The 20,765-nt window shown below is 35.4% G+C and carries 20 protein-coding genes; 12 read left to right on the forward strand and 8 right to left on the reverse strand.

Annotated features, from left to right (window positions below; all coding sequences use genetic code 11):
• From BTO21_RS17310 to BTO21_RS17350, 9 genes are all read left to right on the forward strand, one after another.
• Window positions 1-540 carry a polysaccharide biosynthesis/export family protein gene (locus tag BTO21_RS17310; protein ID WP_045029476.1) on the forward strand — a complete coding sequence of 180 codons (540 nt, stop codon included), beginning with the start codon at window positions 1-3 and terminating at the stop codon, window positions 538-540.
• Between the two features lie 16 nt (window positions 541-556).
• A complete protein-coding gene (locus tag BTO21_RS17315) occupies window positions 557-2,656 on the forward strand; it encodes a GumC family protein (protein WP_045029478.1) in 2,100 nt (699 codons plus the stop codon).
• Window positions 2,653-3,861: a lipopolysaccharide biosynthesis protein gene (locus BTO21_RS17320; RefSeq protein ID WP_065194358.1), complete on the forward strand. Its 1,209-nt coding sequence runs from the start codon at window positions 2,653-2,655 to the stop codon at window positions 3,859-3,861. The genes BTO21_RS17315 and BTO21_RS17320 overlap by 4 nt, the downstream gene beginning before the upstream one ends.
• A complete protein-coding gene (locus BTO21_RS17325; RefSeq protein ID WP_045029480.1) occupies window positions 3,862-5,253 on the forward strand; it encodes a hypothetical protein in 1,392 nt (463 codons plus the stop codon).
• A complete protein-coding gene (locus BTO21_RS20355; protein WP_052672646.1) occupies window positions 5,241-5,741 on the forward strand; it encodes a serine O-acetyltransferase in 501 nt (166 codons plus the stop codon). The genes BTO21_RS17325 and BTO21_RS20355 overlap by 13 nt, the downstream gene beginning before the upstream one ends.
• A 3-nt stretch (window positions 5,742-5,744) precedes the next feature.
• The gene (locus BTO21_RS17335) at window positions 5,745-6,968 is read left to right on the forward strand and encodes a glycosyltransferase (protein ID WP_045029482.1); all 1,224 of its coding nucleotides are present in this window, start codon (window positions 5,745-5,747) and stop codon (window positions 6,966-6,968) included.
• A 14-nt stretch (window positions 6,969-6,982) separates the two neighbouring features.
• Window positions 6,983-8,188, forward strand: coding sequence for a glycosyltransferase family 4 protein (locus BTO21_RS17340; RefSeq protein WP_045029543.1), 1,206 nt, complete (start codon window positions 6,983-6,985; stop codon window positions 8,186-8,188).
• A gap of 62 nt (window positions 8,189-8,250) precedes the next feature.
• Window positions 8,251-9,360: a glycosyltransferase family 4 protein gene (locus BTO21_RS17345; RefSeq protein WP_045029483.1), complete on the forward strand. Its 1,110-nt coding sequence runs from the start codon at window positions 8,251-8,253 to the stop codon at window positions 9,358-9,360.
• A gap of 12 nt (window positions 9,361-9,372) precedes the next feature.
• A complete protein-coding gene (locus tag BTO21_RS17350; RefSeq protein WP_052672647.1) occupies window positions 9,373-9,792 on the forward strand; it encodes a hypothetical protein in 420 nt (139 codons plus the stop codon).
• 63 nt (window positions 9,793-9,855) lie between these two features.
• On the opposite strand, the gene BTO21_RS17355 is transcribed toward BTO21_RS17350, so the two are convergent.
• Both BTO21_RS17355 and BTO21_RS17360 read right to left on the reverse strand, forming a co-directional pair.
• A complete protein-coding gene (locus tag BTO21_RS17355) occupies window positions 9,856-11,457 on the reverse strand; it encodes a DUF4832 domain-containing protein (RefSeq protein ID WP_045029485.1) in 1,602 nt (533 codons plus the stop codon).
• Window positions 11,458-11,529: 72 nt separating this feature from the next.
• A complete protein-coding gene (locus BTO21_RS17360; RefSeq protein ID WP_239998002.1) occupies window positions 11,530-13,059 on the reverse strand; it encodes a DUF4832 domain-containing protein in 1,530 nt (509 codons plus the stop codon).
• Window positions 13,060-13,323: 264 nt separating this feature from the next.
• Between BTO21_RS17360 and BTO21_RS17365 the strand changes: the two genes are divergently transcribed.
• The gene (locus BTO21_RS17365) at window positions 13,324-14,217 is read left to right on the forward strand and encodes a glucosamine inositolphosphorylceramide transferase family protein (protein WP_045029488.1); all 894 of its coding nucleotides are present in this window, start codon (window positions 13,324-13,326) and stop codon (window positions 14,215-14,217) included.
• A 73-nt stretch (window positions 14,218-14,290) separates the two neighbouring features.
• On the opposite strand, the gene BTO21_RS17370 is transcribed toward BTO21_RS17365, so the two are convergent.
• Window positions 14,291-15,859: a DUF4832 domain-containing protein gene (locus BTO21_RS17370; RefSeq protein ID WP_045029490.1), complete on the reverse strand. Its 1,569-nt coding sequence runs from the start codon at window positions 15,857-15,859 to the stop codon at window positions 14,291-14,293.
• Between the two features lie 65 nt (window positions 15,860-15,924).
• Here BTO21_RS17370 and BTO21_RS20130 point away from each other — a divergent pair, with 65 nt between their 5' ends.
• Window positions 15,925-16,062, forward strand: coding sequence for a hypothetical protein (locus BTO21_RS20130; RefSeq protein WP_156728300.1), 138 nt, complete (start codon window positions 15,925-15,927; stop codon window positions 16,060-16,062).
• 96 nt (window positions 16,063-16,158) lie between these two features.
• On the opposite strand, the gene BTO21_RS17375 is transcribed toward BTO21_RS20130, so the two are convergent.
• Window positions 16,159-16,644, reverse strand: coding sequence for a CreA family protein (locus BTO21_RS17375; protein WP_045029491.1), 486 nt, complete (start codon window positions 16,642-16,644; stop codon window positions 16,159-16,161).
• Window positions 16,645-17,024: 380 nt separating this feature from the next.
• Here BTO21_RS17375 and BTO21_RS17380 point away from each other — a divergent pair, with 380 nt between their 5' ends.
• Entirely contained in the window at window positions 17,025-17,360 is a 336-nt protein-coding gene (locus BTO21_RS17380) for a hypothetical protein (protein WP_045029493.1), read from the forward strand.
• Between the two features lie 95 nt (window positions 17,361-17,455).
• Here BTO21_RS17380 and BTO21_RS17385 read toward each other — a convergent pair whose 3' ends face one another.
• The 4 genes from BTO21_RS17385 to BTO21_RS17400 form a co-directional block, all read right to left on the reverse strand.
• Window positions 17,456-18,496, reverse strand: coding sequence for a hypothetical protein (locus BTO21_RS17385; protein ID WP_045029494.1), 1,041 nt, complete (start codon window positions 18,494-18,496; stop codon window positions 17,456-17,458).
• A gap of 140 nt (window positions 18,497-18,636) precedes the next feature.
• Window positions 18,637-18,942 carry a DUF1289 domain-containing protein gene (locus tag BTO21_RS17390; protein ID WP_045029496.1) on the reverse strand — a complete coding sequence of 102 codons (306 nt, stop codon included), beginning with the start codon at window positions 18,940-18,942 and terminating at the stop codon, window positions 18,637-18,639.
• Window positions 18,943-19,071: 129 nt separating this feature from the next.
• Window positions 19,072-19,611 carry a GNAT family N-acetyltransferase gene (locus BTO21_RS17395; protein WP_045029497.1) on the reverse strand — a complete coding sequence of 180 codons (540 nt, stop codon included), beginning with the start codon at window positions 19,609-19,611 and terminating at the stop codon, window positions 19,072-19,074.
• A 147-nt stretch (window positions 19,612-19,758) separates the two neighbouring features.
• Window positions 19,759-20,229, reverse strand: a complete 471-nt coding sequence (locus BTO21_RS17400; protein ID WP_045029499.1) for an SRPBCC family protein — start codon at window positions 20,227-20,229, stop codon at window positions 19,759-19,761.
• Window positions 20,230-20,765: the final 536 nt, after the last annotated feature.

A 20,765-nucleotide genomic window follows, 5' to 3' on the forward strand; every position in this document is an offset into this window, starting at 1 on the left:
ATGAAGAAAATAGTGTCTATTATTTGGATATTAACCGTTAGTTTATTTATGAGCACTGCTGCATCAGCAGCACCAAAAATAGCAGGTAATGATTATTTACTTGGTGCTGGCGATCAGATTCAGATTTTAGTTTATAACGAAGCTGATTTATCGATGAAATTAAAAATAGATGAAAGTGGCAATATTATTTATCCCTTGATAGGTAAGTTGCAACTTGCAGGAAAGACCCCTGATCAAGTCGCTCTAGATATTCGTGATCGATTAAAAAATGGTTATATTAATAACCCAATGGTGACTGTTTCTATGCTTGAATTCCGTCCTATGTATGTTTCAGGTGAAGTTAAAACACCTGGAAGTTATGAATATCAACCAGGACTTACATTAGAAAAAGCCATTGCGGTAGCTGGTGGTTTTACTGATCGTGCAGATCGTAGTGACATTGATATTCGCCGTTCAAATGGTCAATTATTAAAAGATGTTACACCAACTCAAGCTGTCTATCCTGGTGATACAGTTATTATAGATCAAAGTTTTTTCTAGATTAGGATAGTTATAAATGAGTTCATTATTCGTTGAAGACGGAAGCAAGTTGGAAAGTACAATTGACTTTTCACGCTTACTTAAATCAACAAAAAAAAGTTGGTGGAAAATATTAGCCTTTACTGTTGTAGTAACAGGGATAGCAGCTCCATTCATTTTAAAATTGACACCAAAATATGAAGCTTATGCAACAGTATTGCTGAAAGCTGAATTAACCAATCCAACAACATTTGAAAAAGTCGTTGATTTTGATTCCACACGTAAAGAATATTACGAAACTCAGTACCAATTACTGAAATCTCGTCGTGTAATTTCACAGGTGGTTGATGATTTAAAGCTTTATCAAGATCAAGAGTTTATTGGTAAAAAGCCAGTAAAAGATGACACTTTAGCAAAACAAAAAGAACGCAGTATTCAATATGTGCTTAAGCATATGACAATATCTCCAGTACGTAAAACGCAGTTAGTTGAGGTCGGTTTCGAATCAACGACAGCGAAAGATGCCGCTGCTGTTGCGAATGATATTGTGAAAGTGTTTGTTAACTATTCTGTTGAAGATAATCGTGATGCGAGTTTAAATGTCTCTTCGTTACTTGAAACGGAAGTTAACGATTTAAATCACCAATTGAAATCAAAAGAAGCAAAACTAAATGCTTTCTTGAAAAAAGAAGGGCTAATTACCTTCCGCGGTGTTGATGGTTTCCAGACTGAGCAGTTGTCATTATTGACTGATAGTTTAGCCACAGCAACAGCGCAACGTGTGAATTTAGAAGCGCTTTATAAAACGGTTTCGAGTTATCAAAAACAAGGTTTTAATGCCTTAGCCGCGATTCCTGATGTTTCTCGTCATCCGCAGATGGAAAATCTACGCCAGATGATTATTGAGCAGAAAACACAACTGGCTGATCTTGAAAACCGTTATGGTCCTAAATATGAGAAAGTGATTCAAGCTCGTTCACAACTTGTTGTTCTTCAAGGTCAAGCAAGTAAGTTGATTAACCAAATAGCTGAAGGTATCAAAGAGCAATATCAAGCATCAGTTATTAAGCAAAATCAATTACAAGCTGCAGTTGATAAACGCACTAATGCATTCCAGCTATTAGGTGAGAAAAAGACACAATATAACAATATGATGGATGATATTAGTCAGACACGTACGTTATATAATCAATTGCTACAACGTCAAAATGAAACGCAAGTAAGTGGTCAGTTCTCTGAGCCGACAGCAAAAGCGATTGATAGTGCTATTGTGCTATTAAAGCCGACAAAACCTAACAAGAAGTTACTGATTGTTGTTGTTGCTATTATGTCACTACTTATTGCGGTTCTGTTTGTGATTGTAATGGCGGCTCTCAATAATAAAGTCATGTCGATTAATGAAATAAAACGACGTTTAGGACTTAATGTTGTTGGGGAAATCAAATCTTACCCTCAAGCGGTTACGCCTAAATCAGTGCTGGATAATAGTGCTCAATTCTCGACGTTAGATGAGGCGTCATTGGGTATTAGAAGTCAATTGTTGTTATTAAATGCTGACGCTAAAATGTTAGCTGTAACATCAGCGACCTCTCAAGAAGGTAAGTCGTTAGTAGCAACATTAGCGGCTAAAGCGTTGGCAATTGATACCAAAGTGTTATTAATTGATATGGATTTACGCCATCGGAATATCACTAAATCATTAGGTTATGCTGATAGTAATGGTTTAACTGATATTTTGTATCATAATATCGCAACCAATGACGCTATTGTTAACCATCATGGGATTGATATTTTAGCCGCTGGCAGTGATGCAACACGTTCGCCATTAGTTGTATTAACGCATAAGAAGTTAGCTGCTTTATGTACAGAATTACGCCAATGTTATGATTATATTATTATAGATACACCTGCAGTTACTGATGCTAAAGATGCTATTTTGATTAGCCAGCTTACCGATTCAGTATTATTTGTAGTGGCATCAAATAATAATAGCACGAATGTTTCACTATCAGCGTTGAAGGAACTTAAGCAATATAAAGCAACAGTACTTGGTTGCGTGCTTAATAAAGTGAATGCGAAACTGATTGAATCTAATGAAAATATAATTACAACATCTTCAAAGGATGTTCTTTTATGAGTTTAATTAAAGGTGCCTCTACAATAGGAGGCGCTTCCGTTATCTCGCAATTGATAGGTGCGTTTACCATCCTATTTATGTCATACCGTTTTGGTATGTCAGATGTAGGTAATTACGCACTTACATTTAGCATCATTATGATTGGTGCTCAAATTGCACTTTATGGATCGCACTTTTTATTACCAAAAGTTGATCAACAAGATATAGGCAAAGCCGTGGTGTTTTGCATGTTGCAATCTTGGGGAACAAGTGCAATTTATATCTATATTGTAAGTCATTTCTTTTCGCTACCATTTTTTGCGATTTATGTTTTAACGGCCAGTTATTCAATGATGATTATTTCTGAGTATGTTTTCTTACGAAATAAAATTTTTAGTAAGTTGGCTATTCAGAGAATATCAGTGACCTCAGTTGTCTTTCTGGCATTATTAGTGTCATGGAAAATTGAATATTTTTATTATATATGGGCTGGTGTGCATGTATGTTTAATTGGTTATTGGTTATATAAGTGTCTGGATTTTAGTATGTTTTCTAAATCTGATTTCTTACCAACAACCCAAGTTCGGTTTTTCATTAAACACTGGAATCATTTATCACGAGTCGGTACTGCTGAAGTGGTGGCAAACGCAAGCCTACAGCTCCCGACGGTGTTAATTAACTATTGGTTTAGTCCATTGGTTGCTGGTTACTTTGCAGTTGTGAATCGCTTTTGTTTATCACCTGTACTTATTCTTGGCCAGTCAGTGCGTAATTATACGTTTTCTAAATGGTCTGAAGATTTTCGTAATAAAATCTTTAACTACTCTGAATTTAAACAGGTACGGTTATTTTTAGTGGCGATAGCATCGGTAACTGTTGCCGGTATTTATTTTGTTTATCCATGGTTAACACAACATGTACTGGGTGAACAATGGGTACAATCCGTTGAAACATCGCGTTTAATGCTACCTTACGTATTTGCAATGCTTGCTTTTGTGCCAATGACTGTAATCGAATTGATTTTTGGTGCTCCTAATTATTTCTTACGCATTCAGTGTGAGCAATTAGCGATAGTGATATTAGCGTTTGTGATCATGCCATTTATTTATAAAAGTTATGTAATTTCATTGTTAGCCTTTACGGTGCTAACAGCGGGACGATATTTAATGATTTATATTAAAATTAACAAACATGCGATTGTTTTACGTGATAAAGGCGTAGTGTAAATGAACACAGGTTTTTTCTTTCAAGCTTATGTATTTATTACACTAATTTTTAGTGGGACAGCACAATATTTTACCGATATTGATGCTTTTTTATGGCTGCCGTTTATTATGACGATGGTGATGGTGGCATTGGTACCATTACAAACACGTTATAATTATGAGCCGCTAGATCAGCTTGAAACGACAATTCTCGTACTTTTTACTGGCTTTTTTGTGCTAGCAATAACCAGTACTTTGATGCAAGAAGGGCTAAAAACTACCATAGCAGGTATTAAAAATGGCTTAGGAATATCATTACTATTACCTTGTTTACTATTAGGTTTTTGTCGTGAATCGCAATTATATCGTATTTGCAAAAAATTATATTGGGTGTTTTATGCTCAAATCCCATTTGTTGTTTATCAAGCTTTGATTGTTGTTCCTGCTCGGGTGGCTTTTGAAGGTAAGATGGACTCATGGGATTCTGTTGTGGGTACGTTTGGCGGTAGTATGATTGCCGGTGGTAATGGTGCCTCAATGGGGCTATTTACTCTGCTTATTATGATGATGAAACTGTCTGAATATAAGCATGGGGTAGCAAAATTATGGTCGGTAGCACTACATATAGCCATTGGCTTTATTATTTGTGTAGTTGCTGAAGTTAAATTTGTAACCTTATTAGCGCCATTCTTCTTACTGTATATATACATAAAGCCAAGTTATGTAAAAGAAGTTAGGGTTATCGACTTTAAAACGATTTTATTGTCTATCGTGGGCATTTTTATCTTATTGTCGTTAATAATTACAATATTATCATTAGGATATACCAGTAAGTACCAGTCACATTCGATGAGTATTTTTGATATTTTCCTACAAAATATTGGTTATATTTTTGATCCGACAGTCATTGTTGCTGGTCTCGATGGTAACTTAGATGAATTAGGACGTGTAACAGCATTGGCATTTTGGTCTCACCATTCTGATATTCACGGTCTTGTGAATCAGTTATTTGGTTATGGTCTAAATAGTTCAAATGCTGGCGGTGCTGATCCTGGTTATATTGCAATGTTGTTTGAATTGAGTTTAGGCTCAACCGCATTAGCGATTTTCTTGTGGGAAATTGGTCTGGTTGGTACTGGGTTATTATTAGCGATAGTGTTCCTGATTTTAAAGGGATCAAAGCCCAAACCATTATTCTCGACTAAGGACTTATCAAGAGCCGATATTAACTTGTTATCTTATCAGCCTGCCTTTATAGGATTTACTATTGCAGGTCTGATTACGTTACCTTATTCACCGCTGCTTGCGTTGATACCGGTATTTCAATTTCAGTTTTATTTTGTGTTAGGTGCCATGATGATTATTCGAAAAGCGACCCTAACAAAAGCAAAAGGTTTAGCATGCTTGAATTAATTAAAAAAGAGTTAGCATTAAACCCAGGTTTAACCTCTAAGTTCTTTATTGTTAACTTTCGGTTAGCTTCTTTATTTTATACTCCAGGAATAATGAAAAAAATATTCATTATTAACGTTATTATTCTTAAATTACTCAAGTTTATCTGTGGGCTTGATATATCACCAAAAACAAAGATTGGTGCTGGATTTATTTTATTTCATCCTCAGAACATTGTTATTAATGCTGACAGTGTATTAGGTGACAATGTGATGCTGAAACATAATGTCACCATTGGCAATAAAGTCGATCCTGTGACTGGCCAACATGTATCACCCGTTATTGGCAATAATGTTGAATTAAGCCCCGGTGTGGTTGTGTTAGGTAACGTGAGTATTGGCGATAATTCAATTATTGGTGCGGGAGCAATTGTTGTGAAAAGTATACCTAAAAACGCAATTGCAGTTGGTAACCCAGCTATCGTCATTAAAGAAATAAGTGAGAAATAGTGGATGAACACCAAAATTAATGTCATCAATTTTGTGCCTGAAGAGTTACCATCTTATCGTCCAGACGTTGATGTTTTATACTCTAAAGAGTTACCCAAAGAGGGTGTGAATACCACGATTGTTGGTATGCCTAAAACGGAAACTGTGAATATCCAAACAGAGGGTAGTACCTTAAAAACCAGTAAAAAAACAGCTAACCGTCATTTAGATTCAGTGGTTTATTTCTTTAATGCGGCAAAGTTAGCTTTTAGCGCAAAAAAAGAAGGTTTTCAACTCATTCAAGTGCGTGACATGGTCTGGGTCGGTTTAATCTGTTTAGTGATCGCTAAACTAATTAAGCTACCTTATACCTATTGGGTGTCATTTTTGTATGCTGAAAGTCGTACGATGCGTGCGAAAGATCAGACTGAAAATATACCTAGTTGGAAGCGTCCGATTATTTTAGCGCGTGGTTTGCTTGAGGAGTTTATCCTTTATCGCATTATTTTACCTCATTCAGATCGTGTCTATGTGCAAAGTGACTTTATGCTTAATTATATTAAAGATAAAGGCATCGAACAAAGCAATATGATGGTTGTGCCAATGGGGGTTGATTTTGAAAAGATTGACGACTTCGCTAATACTGATGCAATAAAAATACAACAATGGGGTGATGCGCCTGTTATTGGTTATCTAGGTAGCCTTGATCGACTCCGTAAACTTGACATTATTATTGAAGCATTTAAAGAAGCCAAACTTACAGTGCCTACACTTAAATTACTTTTTGTTGGTGATTCTGAAGTGATGAAAGATCGCGAGTTTTTACAACAAACGGCTGATGATATGGGACTGAGTGATGATTTTCATATTACGGGTTGGGTACAAACAGAACAGGCATGGGCATATCTTAAAGGTGTTGATATGGTGATTGGTTTTATGAATCGTGGCCTGTTGTTAGATGTATCAACGCCGACCAAGGCAATGGAATATATGGCACTTAAAAAAGCCATGATTTGTAATGACTCACCTGATCAGCAATTTGTCATTGAACAATCTGGTTGTGGACGAGTGACCGATGGAACGAGCCAATCCTATGCTGCCGCGATGGTTGAATTGGCACAGCAGCCAATGACACAAACCGAGTTAGATGCTGGATATAATTATATTAAAAATAACCGTTCTTACGCGTTTATTGGTGAGCAAGTTGCTACTGATATTAAGAATGTTGTTAATCAAAAAAATTCATAATGGCTGGTGATTCAATGAAAGTTCTATTTGTTAATAAATTCTTTTTCCCACATGGTGGCGCTGAGACTGTTTTCTTTCAAGAGCGCGATATGGTGCAAGAAGCAGGATATCAAGTTATTGATTTTTCAATGAAGCATGATAAGAATATTGCATCAGATTATGCGGATTTTTTTGTTGATAATGTTGATTACCATGGCAAACATTCAATTTTTGATAATATTAAAGTTGCGGTAAACTTTGTGCATAATCAATATGCATGTGATCAATTTGAAAAGCTCATTAAAGCTGAACGACCTGATATTGTTCATTTCCATAATATTTATCATCAAATCACACCATCAGTGATCAAAATTGCACGAAAATTAGGCTGTAAAACGGTATTAACTGCGCATGATTATAAATCTGTTTGCCCCAACTACAGCATGCTTGCTGCTGGGGAAAATATTGAATTAGATTGGATTACTGGTAGTAATATTAATCTCTTTAAATACCAGTGGCAGGATGGTTCATGGCCACGAAGCGTATTATTGTCACTAGAGGCGTTATATCACCGTACGATGAAGAGCTATGAAGCATTAGATGCCTTTATCGCGCCTTGTGAGTTTATGAAATCAATGATCTTACGTCAAATTCCATCAGCAAATGTTGATGTAATCGTTAATGGTATTGATGCAACAACCACTGATATCGGTAACGACGGCGGTTACTTCTTATTTTGTGGTCGTTTAACTCAAGAAAAAGGCATTGTGACATTGGCACAAGCGCATAGCCAACTTACTGGTAATACGCCGCTTAAAGTATTAGGCACTGGGCCAATGTTTGATCATATTAAACAAAATTTTGATAATGTTGAGTTATTAGGCTTCCAAACAGGAGAGGCACTGACTGAAATTATCAAAAACGCAAAAGCTGTTATTGTGCCATCAGAGTGGAATGAAAACTGCTCGATGTCAGTATTAGAAGCGATGAGCTATGGTAAGCCAGTAATTGGAGCCAATATTGGTGGTATTCCTGAGCAAGTTGTAGATGGTGAAACGGGTTACTTGTTTACATCTGGTGATGCCGATGATCTTGCCGCTAAAATGCAATTATTAGCAGATGATGAAGCATTAGTGGCTGCAATGGGACAAAAAGGGCGCGCACGCTTATTAGAGAAATATTCATTAGATGTGCATAAAAGAGATTTGATTAAATTATATCAATCACTTTTAGCTAATTAATTTCCCCCTAATAATAAAATGTCAGTTAATTGCTGGCATTTTACATTTTAAGAGATGGTATTGTGAATAAATCTATTTTAGTGTTGGGTACGCGTGGTATTCCTAATGTTGCAGGTGGTGTGGAATCACATTGCCAAGCTTTATACCCATTGTTAGTTGAAAAATATGGTATGGATATCACCGTCACTGCTCGTAAGCCTTATGTACCTTATACTACAAGTGTTTACGAAGGGGTGAAGCTCGTCGCCTTACCCGCTGTCACGAATAAAGCTTTAGAGGCTCCATTACATTCGTTACTTGCTGCTTTTTATGCGATAAAAACTGGCGCTGATATTGTTCATATTCATGCGATTGGACCGGGACTCGTGACACCATTGTTACGTTTATTTGGTAAAAAAGTGGTTTTTACTCATCATAGTCAAAATTACGATCACCAAAAATGGGGTAAATTAGCGAAGTTTATTTTACGCTTAGGTGAAAAGTGTGCGATGAAATATGCCTCTGAAGTCATTGTTATCTCTGATTTTATGCAAAATTTGATGAGTGAAAAATATGGACGTAATGATACCCATCTGATTTTTAATGGTGTCAATAAGCCTCAATTACCGAATCAACCAATTATTCAGCAATATTTAGATCGTTATGATTTATCGGCGCGTGATTACGTGGTTGCTGTTGGTCGCTTTTCACAAGAAAAAGGGCTAGATGTATTATTAGAGGCTTACAAGCGCAGTGGTATTAATAAGAAATTAGTCCTTGTTGGTGATAGCGATCAACCGACAGCCTATAGTGAAAAATTAAAAGCCACGGCCCTTGCGACACCGGGTGTTGTATTAACTGGCTTTTTATCAGGAGAAGCGCTTAATAGTATTTTCTCGCAAGCCGATACTTTTGTTTTACCTTCGTTTAGTGAAGGGTTACCAATAGCACTATTAGAGGCAATGTCTTTTTCTTTACCGGTTGTTGTGAGTGATATTCCTGCTAATAAAGCCGTTCATTTAGATGAAAAATGCTACTTTGCATGTGGTGATAGTCAAGCATTAGCCACATTACTTACCACTGCTGTTGATCAACCGTTAGTCTGTTATGCTGAGTATTTAAAAAAATATGACTGGAATTTAATTGCAAAGCAAACGTACGATGTATTTTTAGCAGCAGAAAATGATAAATAATAGGTGAGTAGCGTGTCTTCAAATAGTAAATATACTCAAAGCCAGCAAGGTGTTATTGATCGTATAGTTCACACGATCCCCATTGAAATACGTGATACCTTTGATAAAAAACAGTTAGCTGCTATTGAAGAATCAATTGCTATCAATAGTAGTTATGATCACCATTGTATTGATTTTCGTCCCGTTATTGGTATTGGGCGGTGGCGTTATTATGCTGTGTTTTTATTAGGTAAAGATCGCCGTAAAGCACCACGCCGTCGAGCGAGTATTACAACGGTTATCAAAGCGTTGGCTGTAGTGTTTGGTTTGTTTTTTCTATTTGTTTCTGCTGTATTGACGTTATATTTAATTAAATCAGCGTTGGGTATTGATATTTTTAAACATTTTTCCTTTGGTATTTGGGATTATTTTAAAGCGCATTTTTTAAATTAAGAATAAAGGCATATCACCAACGCTATTTAATAGTAGTAAATCGGTGATATGCCTTATTTTTAATTATTGCTTTTTTAAAATTGTAATCGTCGTGATGTTGTACCAGTTATCGTCCAGTTTGCCTTCAATGCCTAACTTTACAACAGCATTATTTGTTTTTGGGGATACTAACCCAACATCGAGAAAGTAAAAATCAGCAGCAATATTTCCTGATATATGAACTTTATTTTCAACATGATAAGTTGGAGGTGTGCCACCAAGCACATTTGCTGGTAACCACTTCCTGATATTGGTATTGGTATTAAAAGTGGCTACAATTGCACCTGACGAGGAACGTAATCGCCATTTTAGTGAGTAATTATTATAACTAGGGGCGACACCTGTGTTTGCCCACTGACTTTTCAACAATAACATATCCCCTTGATATACTGATTGTTGGGTTGTGAGTTGTTGAAGTTCAAACCGATAACCTAATTTTCGCAATAGATTATCGATAATCGGTTGATATTGTGTTGGTATCATTGATGATCGAGCATTGATCAATGATGCATGCTGCTCTAGTGCGTAATTGAATGTGTCTTGTATTTTATCGTAAGTATATAACCACGTTTGTTTAGACCATGTGTTGAGTGTATTACAAAGCTCAAAATCTACCGGTGCTTTTTTCCAGCGTTGAGAAAATGCATGATCAACATTGTGGTTAACAATCTCATTTTTACCCATTGCGTGTGCAATCGCATCAGGGTAACCATTTTCCATATGATTCCAACCGCTTTGATTCCAATCACCTAAACAGTCTGCTCTCCATCCCATGTGAAAATGCGACGTTGCATAACTCATAAAATCTTCATGAGCTGAAGCCATTAGCGTGGTTTTTTGAGTATGAGGAAATGCCCTTGCAACCAAATTGATATAAAATTGCAGATCTTTTTCAGTGTAACCCTGATCGGTTAAATCAGGTATATTTGAAATTTTGGCGTTAGTGCGCTCAGAAAGATTCCATTCACCCCATGTACCAACAAGTCCGGTATCAATACGGAGGAGATTTGGATTCCCATCAAATTTTTTCCCCAATGCCATCATTAGTTTAGTAATTTGTTGTTTAAAGTAAGGATCATTGTAATTAGGTATAAACTTATCAGAACGCGAGCACGATTCTTGAGCGTAGTCGTTATTGCCGTTGATAAGTTGTTTCTTTAACCAGCAAGGAATGCCTAAAATAATATTATGATTATCACTTAATTGATAATATTCGTCTTTACCTGAGAGTGTCATAATACGGAAAACAAGTTTTTTATGATGTGCAATTGCTTGAGCTAGTGTTTTCTCTATGATGCCGAAATCATATACGCCTTGTTCTGGCTCCAATTGCTCCCAATACCAACGGTAATATACAACACTCGTTTGTGGGTAGCTTTTAATAGGATTATAAAGATCATCATGGCTATCAATAGTGTAAAAATCAGTTAATCCTATATCGGGATTAACTAAAATATCATTAATAGGATGAGGATTGAGAACCTGATTATTGACACTCGTATTATGAGGTTGAATCTGAAAGTTATTTTTTTGTTTCTGTTCAGTTATTATAGGGTGTTTAGGTAATATAACCGAAGGATGGTTATTATGCATGACGGTTGATAATAAAAAAGCACTAAGTAACATAATTTTCCTAGCAAAATATATTTAGAAGTAATATCAATATTAATTATTATTATTAATTTTTGATCTTAGTTATTATTTGATAATAAAGTGTATTAATGAATACCATCGATTATTATCTTTATTATTAATAGCAATTGAGACTGCTGCATTATGTGTATGTGGTGTTACTAGGCCTACTTCAAGTATATACTCTCCTGGTTGTATATTTTTAGGTAATGTAAAGTCGTTATTTTGATTATAAGTCGGTGAAATACCATCTAAATTTTTAGCGGGTAGCCAATGTGTAATATTATTTTTAGTGTTATAATATGCGATGACTTTGTGTTTCTTATTTACAATTCGCCATACGATAGGGTAATTGTTATAACTTGGTGCAACACCAACATTTTTCCATGTTGATGTTATTTTTATTAATTTACCAGGTATAAAACTACTGCTAAGTGTTACCTTATTAAGAATAAAACGATAGCCTATTTTTTTTAAAAAATTATTTAATAAAGCTTGATATTCTTTTGGAATAGGGCTTGATTTTAAATTTAATAATGAAGCATGTAGTGTAAGGGCCGTTGTGAAAGTTTGTTTAACTTTTTGCTGAGTATAAATAGTAGGTTGTTGAGCCCATTGTAGCATTGTATCGCAAATTTCAAAATCAACGGGGGCTTTTTCCCAACGAGATAAGAATAACGGATCATCAAATTTATCTGTAGTGTTGGATTTTATATCCTTTGTCTGTTTTCCTTCGATATGGCGTAGTGTCTGGGGGTATCCTTGTTGCATATGATTCCAGCCTTTAGCCCAGTCGCCAAGGCAATCTGCTCGCCAACCTAAACCGTGTTTAGTGGCATAACTGGCAAAAGCATCATCAGGTGAGCCCAGATCAATCGAAAGCATTTTATTGGGAAAAGCGTTACGCATCATGTCAATATACGGTATTAATTCTGCCGTCGTATAGCCAATATGCCCTAGCGTAGGTCTTTTTCCCTTATAGTGTGTTGCTAAATGCCACTCTCCCCAAGTACCAACAAGACCGACATCAAGGCGTAAGATGTTTGGATTATGATCATAGCGTTTCCCCATTGCCGTGATGAACTGCTGCAAATTTTTCTTAAATATTATGTTGTTATAATCAATGACAAAGCTATTGTCATTACTACAACGATTGTGTGTGTGAGGGTCTAATTGCTTTTTTAGCCAGCAAGGAATACCAAGTATTTTTTTAGTATCTTGCGATTTAGGCGAATAATAGGTTTCATTTAATCCAGCTAACGTCATAAACCTGATAACAACTTTTTTGTTGGCTTTTTTGGCGGCTCGAATCGTATCATCGATCAGTTTATAGTTATATTGACCTTTGTTAGGTTCTAATTGCTCCCAATACCAGCGAAAGTAAACAACCGACGTCGTTGGGTAGCTCGGTATATTCCAGTTTGGGTTATCTTTAATATCAATAGTTTGGTGGTCAGTAATTCCAATATCAGGATTGACTAATATTTTGTCACTTATTGTTGGTTGATATTCAATTGTCATAGCCTGTACAACCGTAGGTGAAAATAAGCTAAAAAAACACCCAAAGATGAGGTATTTATTTACTATTGGCATCATGTGTGACCTTCTTGAGTTATTATCGGTGTTTTACAAATGTGTATTTTTTATGATTAGTCAAATAAATAAATAAATTTTTATATTATTGATATCATCATAATTGAGTATATATTTTATTTATATTTATTGTGTTATATTTATAACAGAATTAATGTATACATGCTGTATATTGATTAGCATTAGTTATATATGAAATAAATATTTTTCCTGTGTTTACCTATATTGTGTTTCACGTTATGTGGAGCATTTAAGGAATTAAATTAAATGAAGTTGTTAAATAAATTTACTGATCAAGATTTCTGGCGTATTGGCTTGATCAAAGAGCATCCATTAGACGTGATTATGAATGGCTTAAATGCTTATGATATTCATTGGTTTAATTTTACAGATAAAGATTTTGAAGCAGATCCTTTTGTGTTTACATTAAACAATAAAAATTATATTGCTTATGAGATTTTTGACTACTCTCATGGTAACGGAAAAATTGAATGCGTTGATTTTGATGGTAAACGTTATGATTTTTTTGACGATGTAAATAAAATTGTGGGACATAAATCATTTCCTTTTACGTTTGAAGAAGAAAATGAGTTATATTCTATTATTGAAACGTCAGATTTAAATGAAATGTCATTGTATAAATTTAATGGCATTAAATTTGAGAAGGTAAAAACGTTACTTAGCGGTGGTAAATACATTGATAGCTGTGTAAAAAAAGTTGATGGTGTATTTTACTTATTTACCTCTACTTCAGACGAACCTTTTAAGCAGCAGTTATTTTTTGCAGATACCTTATTAGGTGATTATCAACCTCACCCTTGCTCTCCTATCGCAAATGATAAGGCTTTTGGTCGTAATGGCGGGCCGATTGTTGACCGTGATAATAATTATTACCGTGTTTGTCAAAACTGCGCTGTAACATATGGTGGTAGTTTAAAAGTAATGCATATTACGACGCTATCAAAAACCGCTTATACAGAAGAATTTTTTAAAGATGTAATGCCTGTCGTTCCATTTTCTGATGGTATTCATACCTTGTCATGCTGGGGCAATATGACAGTGATTGACTCAAAAAACATTTTATCTAAATATAGCAATATATATAGAAAAATCAATTATTTAGTAATGGTTAAGTTGGGTAAGGAAATTCCTTATTTTTAGCAAATGAATTATATCAACACGCTTAAATAAGTGAAAAGCGCCATATTCATAATGAATAGGCGCTTTTTTGTGATTAGTGGTTGATATTTATACTATCAATATAATACCAATTATCATGCGTTATACCATCAATGCCCAATTTGATTTTTGCCGTAGTCGTTGATGGCTCAACCAGTGCGACATCAAGCTTATAATTACCCGGCTCAATATTATGTGGTAAATTAAATGTGTTTATTTGCTCATGTTTTGGCGCGTCACTGTCACGATTATCAGCCGGTAACCAAGCGCGAATATCATTATTGGTAGAGAAATAAGTAATGACATGATTATCGTCGTTACGTAAACGCCATACGACAGGATAATTATTATAACTAGGTGCCACTCCTGTATTTTTCCACGTTGAGGCGATAGTTATGGGTGATGACGGTGTAAATCGACTGCTGATCTCAACTGACGATATTTCGAAACGATAGCCCAATTTTTTAATAAAATCATCCATAAGATCTTTATATATTATAGGAACATTACCTGACTTTAGATTAAATAATGAGGCATGTGAATCGAGGGCAAAGTCAAATGTCTTTTTAACTTTATCCTGCGTGTAAATTTTTTCATTTTGTGCCCAGGAATCGAGATCCTGGCAAACTTCAAAATCAACGGGTGCTTGTTTCCAACGATTAAGAAAATGGGGATCTGCATGCTTATTCGTATTATGGCCATTGCCTTGTATGTGTTCAATGGTATTGGGATAGCCTTGATCCATATGATTCCAATCGGGTTGCCAGTCTCCGATACAATCAGCACGCCAGCCAATATTGCGCTTGGTTGCATAGCTTGTAATATCATCATCAGTAGATGCCAAATCAATAGATAACTGCTTGTTAGGAAAAGCATTCTGCATTAATTTGACATAGGGGATTAAATCTTTCGTATCATACCCATGATGACCTAGCGTTGGTTGTTGATAGCCCATTTGTGATGCGAGGTTCCATTCTCCCCAAGTGCCTACTAAACCGATATCTAAACGTAATATATTATTATTATTGTTATAACGATCTCCCATTGCTTTAATAAACCGTTGTAAGTTCTTTTTTAAAATCGGGTTTTTATAATCGACCACAAAGTGATTATTATCAGCGCAACTTGCCCCTGCTGTATTTTCATCAACTTGTTTTTTGACCCAACAGGGTATACCCAATATTTTTTTACCTTCATTAGAGGACGGGTTGTAATAAACCTCATCTTTTCCTGCCATTGTCATAAATCGGATAACGGTTTTTTTACCTAATGCAGCGGCTTGATTAATTGTTTCATCAATGAGCTGGAAATTATATTGTCCTTTTTTAGGCTCTAATTCTTCCCAATACCATCGAAAGTACACTACGGATGTTTCTGGATGGCTTGGCTTGTTCCACCATGGATCACCATTAATATTAAATGATTGGTGATCAGTAATACCAATATCAGGATTGATTAATATATTGTCGATGATTGTTGGTGTACTTGTTTGGGTCGTCTCTTGTGCAATAGCCATATTAGTTAATGGCAGAGTAGTAAAAGTCAGTAAGCAAAGCTTCGCTAACAGAGTGATTGATTGGGAAGGCATATTGAAAGCAATCGATTTTTTAGTGTTTGGTCGCATAGTTATTCACTCGGGGAATATTAAGTAATTATATATAGTTAATATGTATTGTTATGGTGTGAACTATGCCAAAAAAAGAACAAATGAGAAGAGATATTATCGGAATCGGAATCACACTTTTCAATAATGGTTATTGTGTTTGTGGGGTAGATGTTTATGTAATGTTGGTTATTGTTATTAAATCGGCTTTTTTTATGGTGTGATTATTGGTTTTTTATATGATTTATGAGGGACAAGTGAAAAAGGTAATGCAATATATCGCTTCTAAATCAGAAAGAATAAGAAGCGATATGTGGATATTATTGAATATTGGCTGTAGGAGTATGAGCAACGTAAGCTTTAGTACCCCATAATGGTACGGTTGATAAACTGTGCTTATAACTACCGGTAGTGGTTTTGGTTGAATATGATAAATACATCAATGTTTCTGATTGTGGATCATAAATACGACGTATCTTCATTGTCTTAAAGAAAATACTTTTCGATTTTTTAAATACCACTTCACCTGATTTTGATTTATCAATTTTCGCTATCATATCAGGGGTTATTTCGCCTGTTTGACGGCATGAAATTGAGGAGTCAGATGGATCCGCTAAACTTAAATCGGCTTCAATACTTGCAATATGACAAGTAACACCTGGTACAACAGGATCGACTAATGTATTTAGTTTAATGTCTTTAGTGGTAAACATACCTAAAGAAACGTCGCCAACTTCATTATCTGAACAGCCACTCAGTGTTAATGCGATAGCAATAGTACTGGCAACGAATAGGTTTTTTTTCATACAAACTCCCTGTTAAATGAACGATATCACTTAATATTATTATTGGTTATTGTTACGCTAAGTTATACGCGAAACTGAGATCGTTTTCATCATACTCTTTGATTTGTGATACTTATCAACAATGAGGTATGGTTAAGATAACTTATTTCAAAAAAAATATCTTATCTATCATAAAGAATTAATATCATTATAACACTTTGATATCTATAGTTTTTAATGTTTAATTTTAGGTCTTCAATTCTTGCTTTATAGTGATGTAGCGTAACTTTTATTAAAAATGCGCTTTTCAAGAGCAACAATTACACATAGGATGAATGTAGCAGCAATGTTACTATAATAATTGTCAACGGATAATTATTACTGATTATGAGGAGGATATGATGTCAAATATTCTTGCGTTTCCAGTAAAAGAACAGCTTCGAGATCGTACGCCGTTAGAATTAATTGTTGAGCAAGAATTGTTAGATTTAGGTGCAGATAGCTACATGATTGATGTTGTTATTGAACGAATGGAAAAATTTTTAGTGCTTGCTTCATTTGAATTTGATTTGAAGATGAAAGTGTCTAAGAACTGTTTAGATGAAATGAATCAGACTGTATTTCCTGTGATTTCTGATATGCAGGCATCAATACGAGAAAATATGAATGAAATGCTAACCGAGCGCGTGTTGCATGAAATCCGATTATACAATTTAGAAAGGCATGCCGTTAAATAATATATGCCCACATTTTATGATTTCACTATATATGAAAGACATTGTATCTATAAATAATGCCGCTGCTTGATGTTTATCATGACAGCGGCTTTTTATTAGTGTTTATTTCCTAATTGCCACAGCTTTTCTGCTCGGCTACCTATCCACCAAAAACTTAAAGCTAATATCGCAAAAAAGAGCGCTTTATGCAGTGTTCCCCAAAAAAACTCAAAATAACGGCTATATAAACACAATAATAAAAAGATGATCCCAAAAGCTCTTATTAGTGGGTTATTATATTTAATCCCGTAGAGAATAGCGCCTAAGGTCAGGAATATCATTGCAACACTCCAACCCCATAGCTCAATTTGTTTGATATGTGACCAAGCACTTAAACTGTCATAATTACCAAAAATAGTTAGCATCCATAAGGCGCTAAAGAAATACAGTAACCCGATAAATAGCGTTGCTTCTTGGAGATATAACAGTCGGGGATTATGTTTTACAAGGGCACTGAGCCCAATAATTAGTGCGCCAATCACTGTCAACCGTAATGGAATATTCATCCCCCAGAAGAGATAGTGATTTGGGGCGAGATAAGAGGTTTCTGTTAATACCCAGAGCCCCACACCGAATAAAGCAAATAGCCACACTAAGACAGAGCGTAGTTGGACACCAATAATGAGATAGGTGATAGTAGGAATAAGAATAAAAAGACTTTCACGCCAATTTTGTGCCATCGCAGTATGACTTAAAAAACCACTGGCAACGGCAGTTATGAGTACGCCAAAGAAAAACATCGCTTCATTACTGACTGTTTTTTCTGGGTAACGTTGTCGACGTTTGACACCAAGAAAAAAGAATCCTCCAGCAATGAGGGTGCTGATAATCGTTAATACACTTGCAGGGGTATTAATCAGGCGTGACATCAGTGCCATTAAATAATCATCAGCGACTAATAAGATCACTGATAAAATGAAACAAGCAATAGCGACCCAGAATGAATAGACCGCCAGCAGCTTCCAATCAAAACTGATAATGCGGTAACTCTGGCGCAATTGCTGCGCTTGTTGAGTATCAATTAGCTGTTGCTGTTGCCATTGAGCAATTGTCTCGTTAAGCAGTTGCCCCTGACGTTTATTAACTTTCATATCCATGTGAGTTCCAGATAACACCGAGCATCTATGTGCGTTGTATTATCTTAATTGTATAGTCAAATAATAGAACTGATGATTGTAACGGATTGGTATGATATTGGTAGCGTAAAGGTTGGCTTTGAGTAATGCTGCTGGATATATTATATTGTTGGCATTAGTGATAAACATTGTCGGCACAGGCAAACCTTCGGTGAATCTGACGATGTTTGGCGTGGTTCAATATCAAAACACCAGCATGTTGATTTTCCCGCACTAATATCACATTGTGCTGGCTGTTGGCATTGTGGGCATTGGTGAGTGGCTTTAATCGCTTTAATATCTGCCATTATCGCCAGTTGTTGGTGTTCTTGATAAGCTATCCAGTGGCTGATCTCTGTCATTGTGCGTAAGCAGCCACTGCACATTCCTGCGTTATTTTTACATTTAGCAATACATGGTGATTTCACTATTCATACCTATTAACGAGTCCAGTAAGTGGATTAACATGCTAACGACTAATAGGGACAAATACTACTCTTGCTATCGCTTCAACGCGCAGGAGGGCTAATTTATTGTGGTTAGATATGTTCAGATGCTTATGAAGCAACTTGTTTGATTACCTCATAAATAGCAATATCATCTTGTGATAGATGGTGACTAGGTATGGTTAACGTTGTGACGTTTTTCATGCCAATTTTAAGCATGACATTTTCAGGACCTGATACTGTTTTTAAATGGCGACCGTAAAGGTGTTGTAAATTAAGCTTATTAAAGCCAAATTCTTTAATACGCTCAACGGCTTCAGTACAATAACCGTTACCCCAAAATGGTACGCCAATCCAATAGCCCAGTTGCGCGCTGTTCTGATTAATATTTTCTAATCCAGCACAGCCTACCAGTTGGTGATTACTTTTTAGTGTAATGGCAAAGATAGCTGATTGGTGACTATACCATCCCGCTAAGTGTTTACCGATCCATTTTCCCGCCATACCATCAGAATAAGGGTGTGGAACACTAATGGTACCGTTTGCGATATCAACATTTCCTGCAAGTTGTTGTATTTTGGTTGCGTCAGATAATTCTAACGGACGAAGAATTAAGCGTTCTGTTGTTAACAGCGGTTGAATTGTATTCATAAAATGTACTCAAAACATAGCTAGATGTGACTATTAATCAATAAATTCAAATTTATTTATAGTGCCATGATCAATTATTGAGCGAGTAATACTGTAAAATAGTAAAATCTGTGGAGTAACGCTTGATTATTAACGTGGTATGGATCATTAGGAATGTGGATAGACTACTTTATTGAGGGGATCGGCGTTAGTTTCGCTAAAATGAATTAATTTAACTAATGCGAGTTTAATAAAGCGATAAATATGTTGTTTGATCAGCCACCCTGTCCCTATAAATTTAGGCGTAAAGGTCATGTGGTAGAGGATCTTGGTTTGATTTGCATTAATGCTAATAAATTTTATCCAACTACCGTGCTCTGCAACGGGTGCACCAGTTATAATTTTATAATGAAGATGTTCATTTTCTTTAAAATCAATAATTTGTTCTTGATAAACGAAAAAACCATTATTCACTTCACGTATAGCGCCGATCCCATTATTATGGGGTTTTCCGGGACGTAATAAAATGTAATGCGCATTAAAAAATCGGTGTAGTTGTTCATGATCTGAAAGTAATGCAAATAATACCTTTTTAGGCGCATTAGCGATAAGCTCAATAGTGATACTGTGTACCGTCATAGTTCTTTCCTGAATCTAAAACTTTTTCTCATTGTTAAGCATAGATGTTAGAACAGTATTTGTGTTCTTATCATGAGTAAAAAAATATTATCGGCGTATTTTTAGTATGAGCGTCAAAATGGCGGCATAATTAATAAAAAAACACAAGCAAGGGATAAAATAAAAGCTAAAAAATTTTACTTATTTAGCAATATGTTAGCTCTTTTTTTATCCAATAAATAACCAAATTAAGACATATTGCACAAAAAAAAGACCATCAATGGTTGTCAAACAGCAAAAACATATTTATATTAACTAGGTTGATATAGATCGTTAGGTGAAATTAATTGTAAAAAACAGAAAGTAGTAGATTATATTCTTTCCTAAATTATCCTCCACGAAACCTTATCACCATCATATTTATCCACGACGGAACTTATTTATAGTCATTGTTGTCATAAATATATATAAAAGAAGTTGTTCATCGTAATTCAATTAATATGTCATTGTAATGTCATATAAGATTGGTTAACTAGAACACGAATAGTCGAGTAAGA

The organism is Photobacterium phosphoreum (genome assembly GCF_002954725.1).
GTDB classification, from domain to species: Bacteria; Pseudomonadota; Gammaproteobacteria; order Enterobacterales; family Vibrionaceae; genus Photobacterium; species Photobacterium phosphoreum.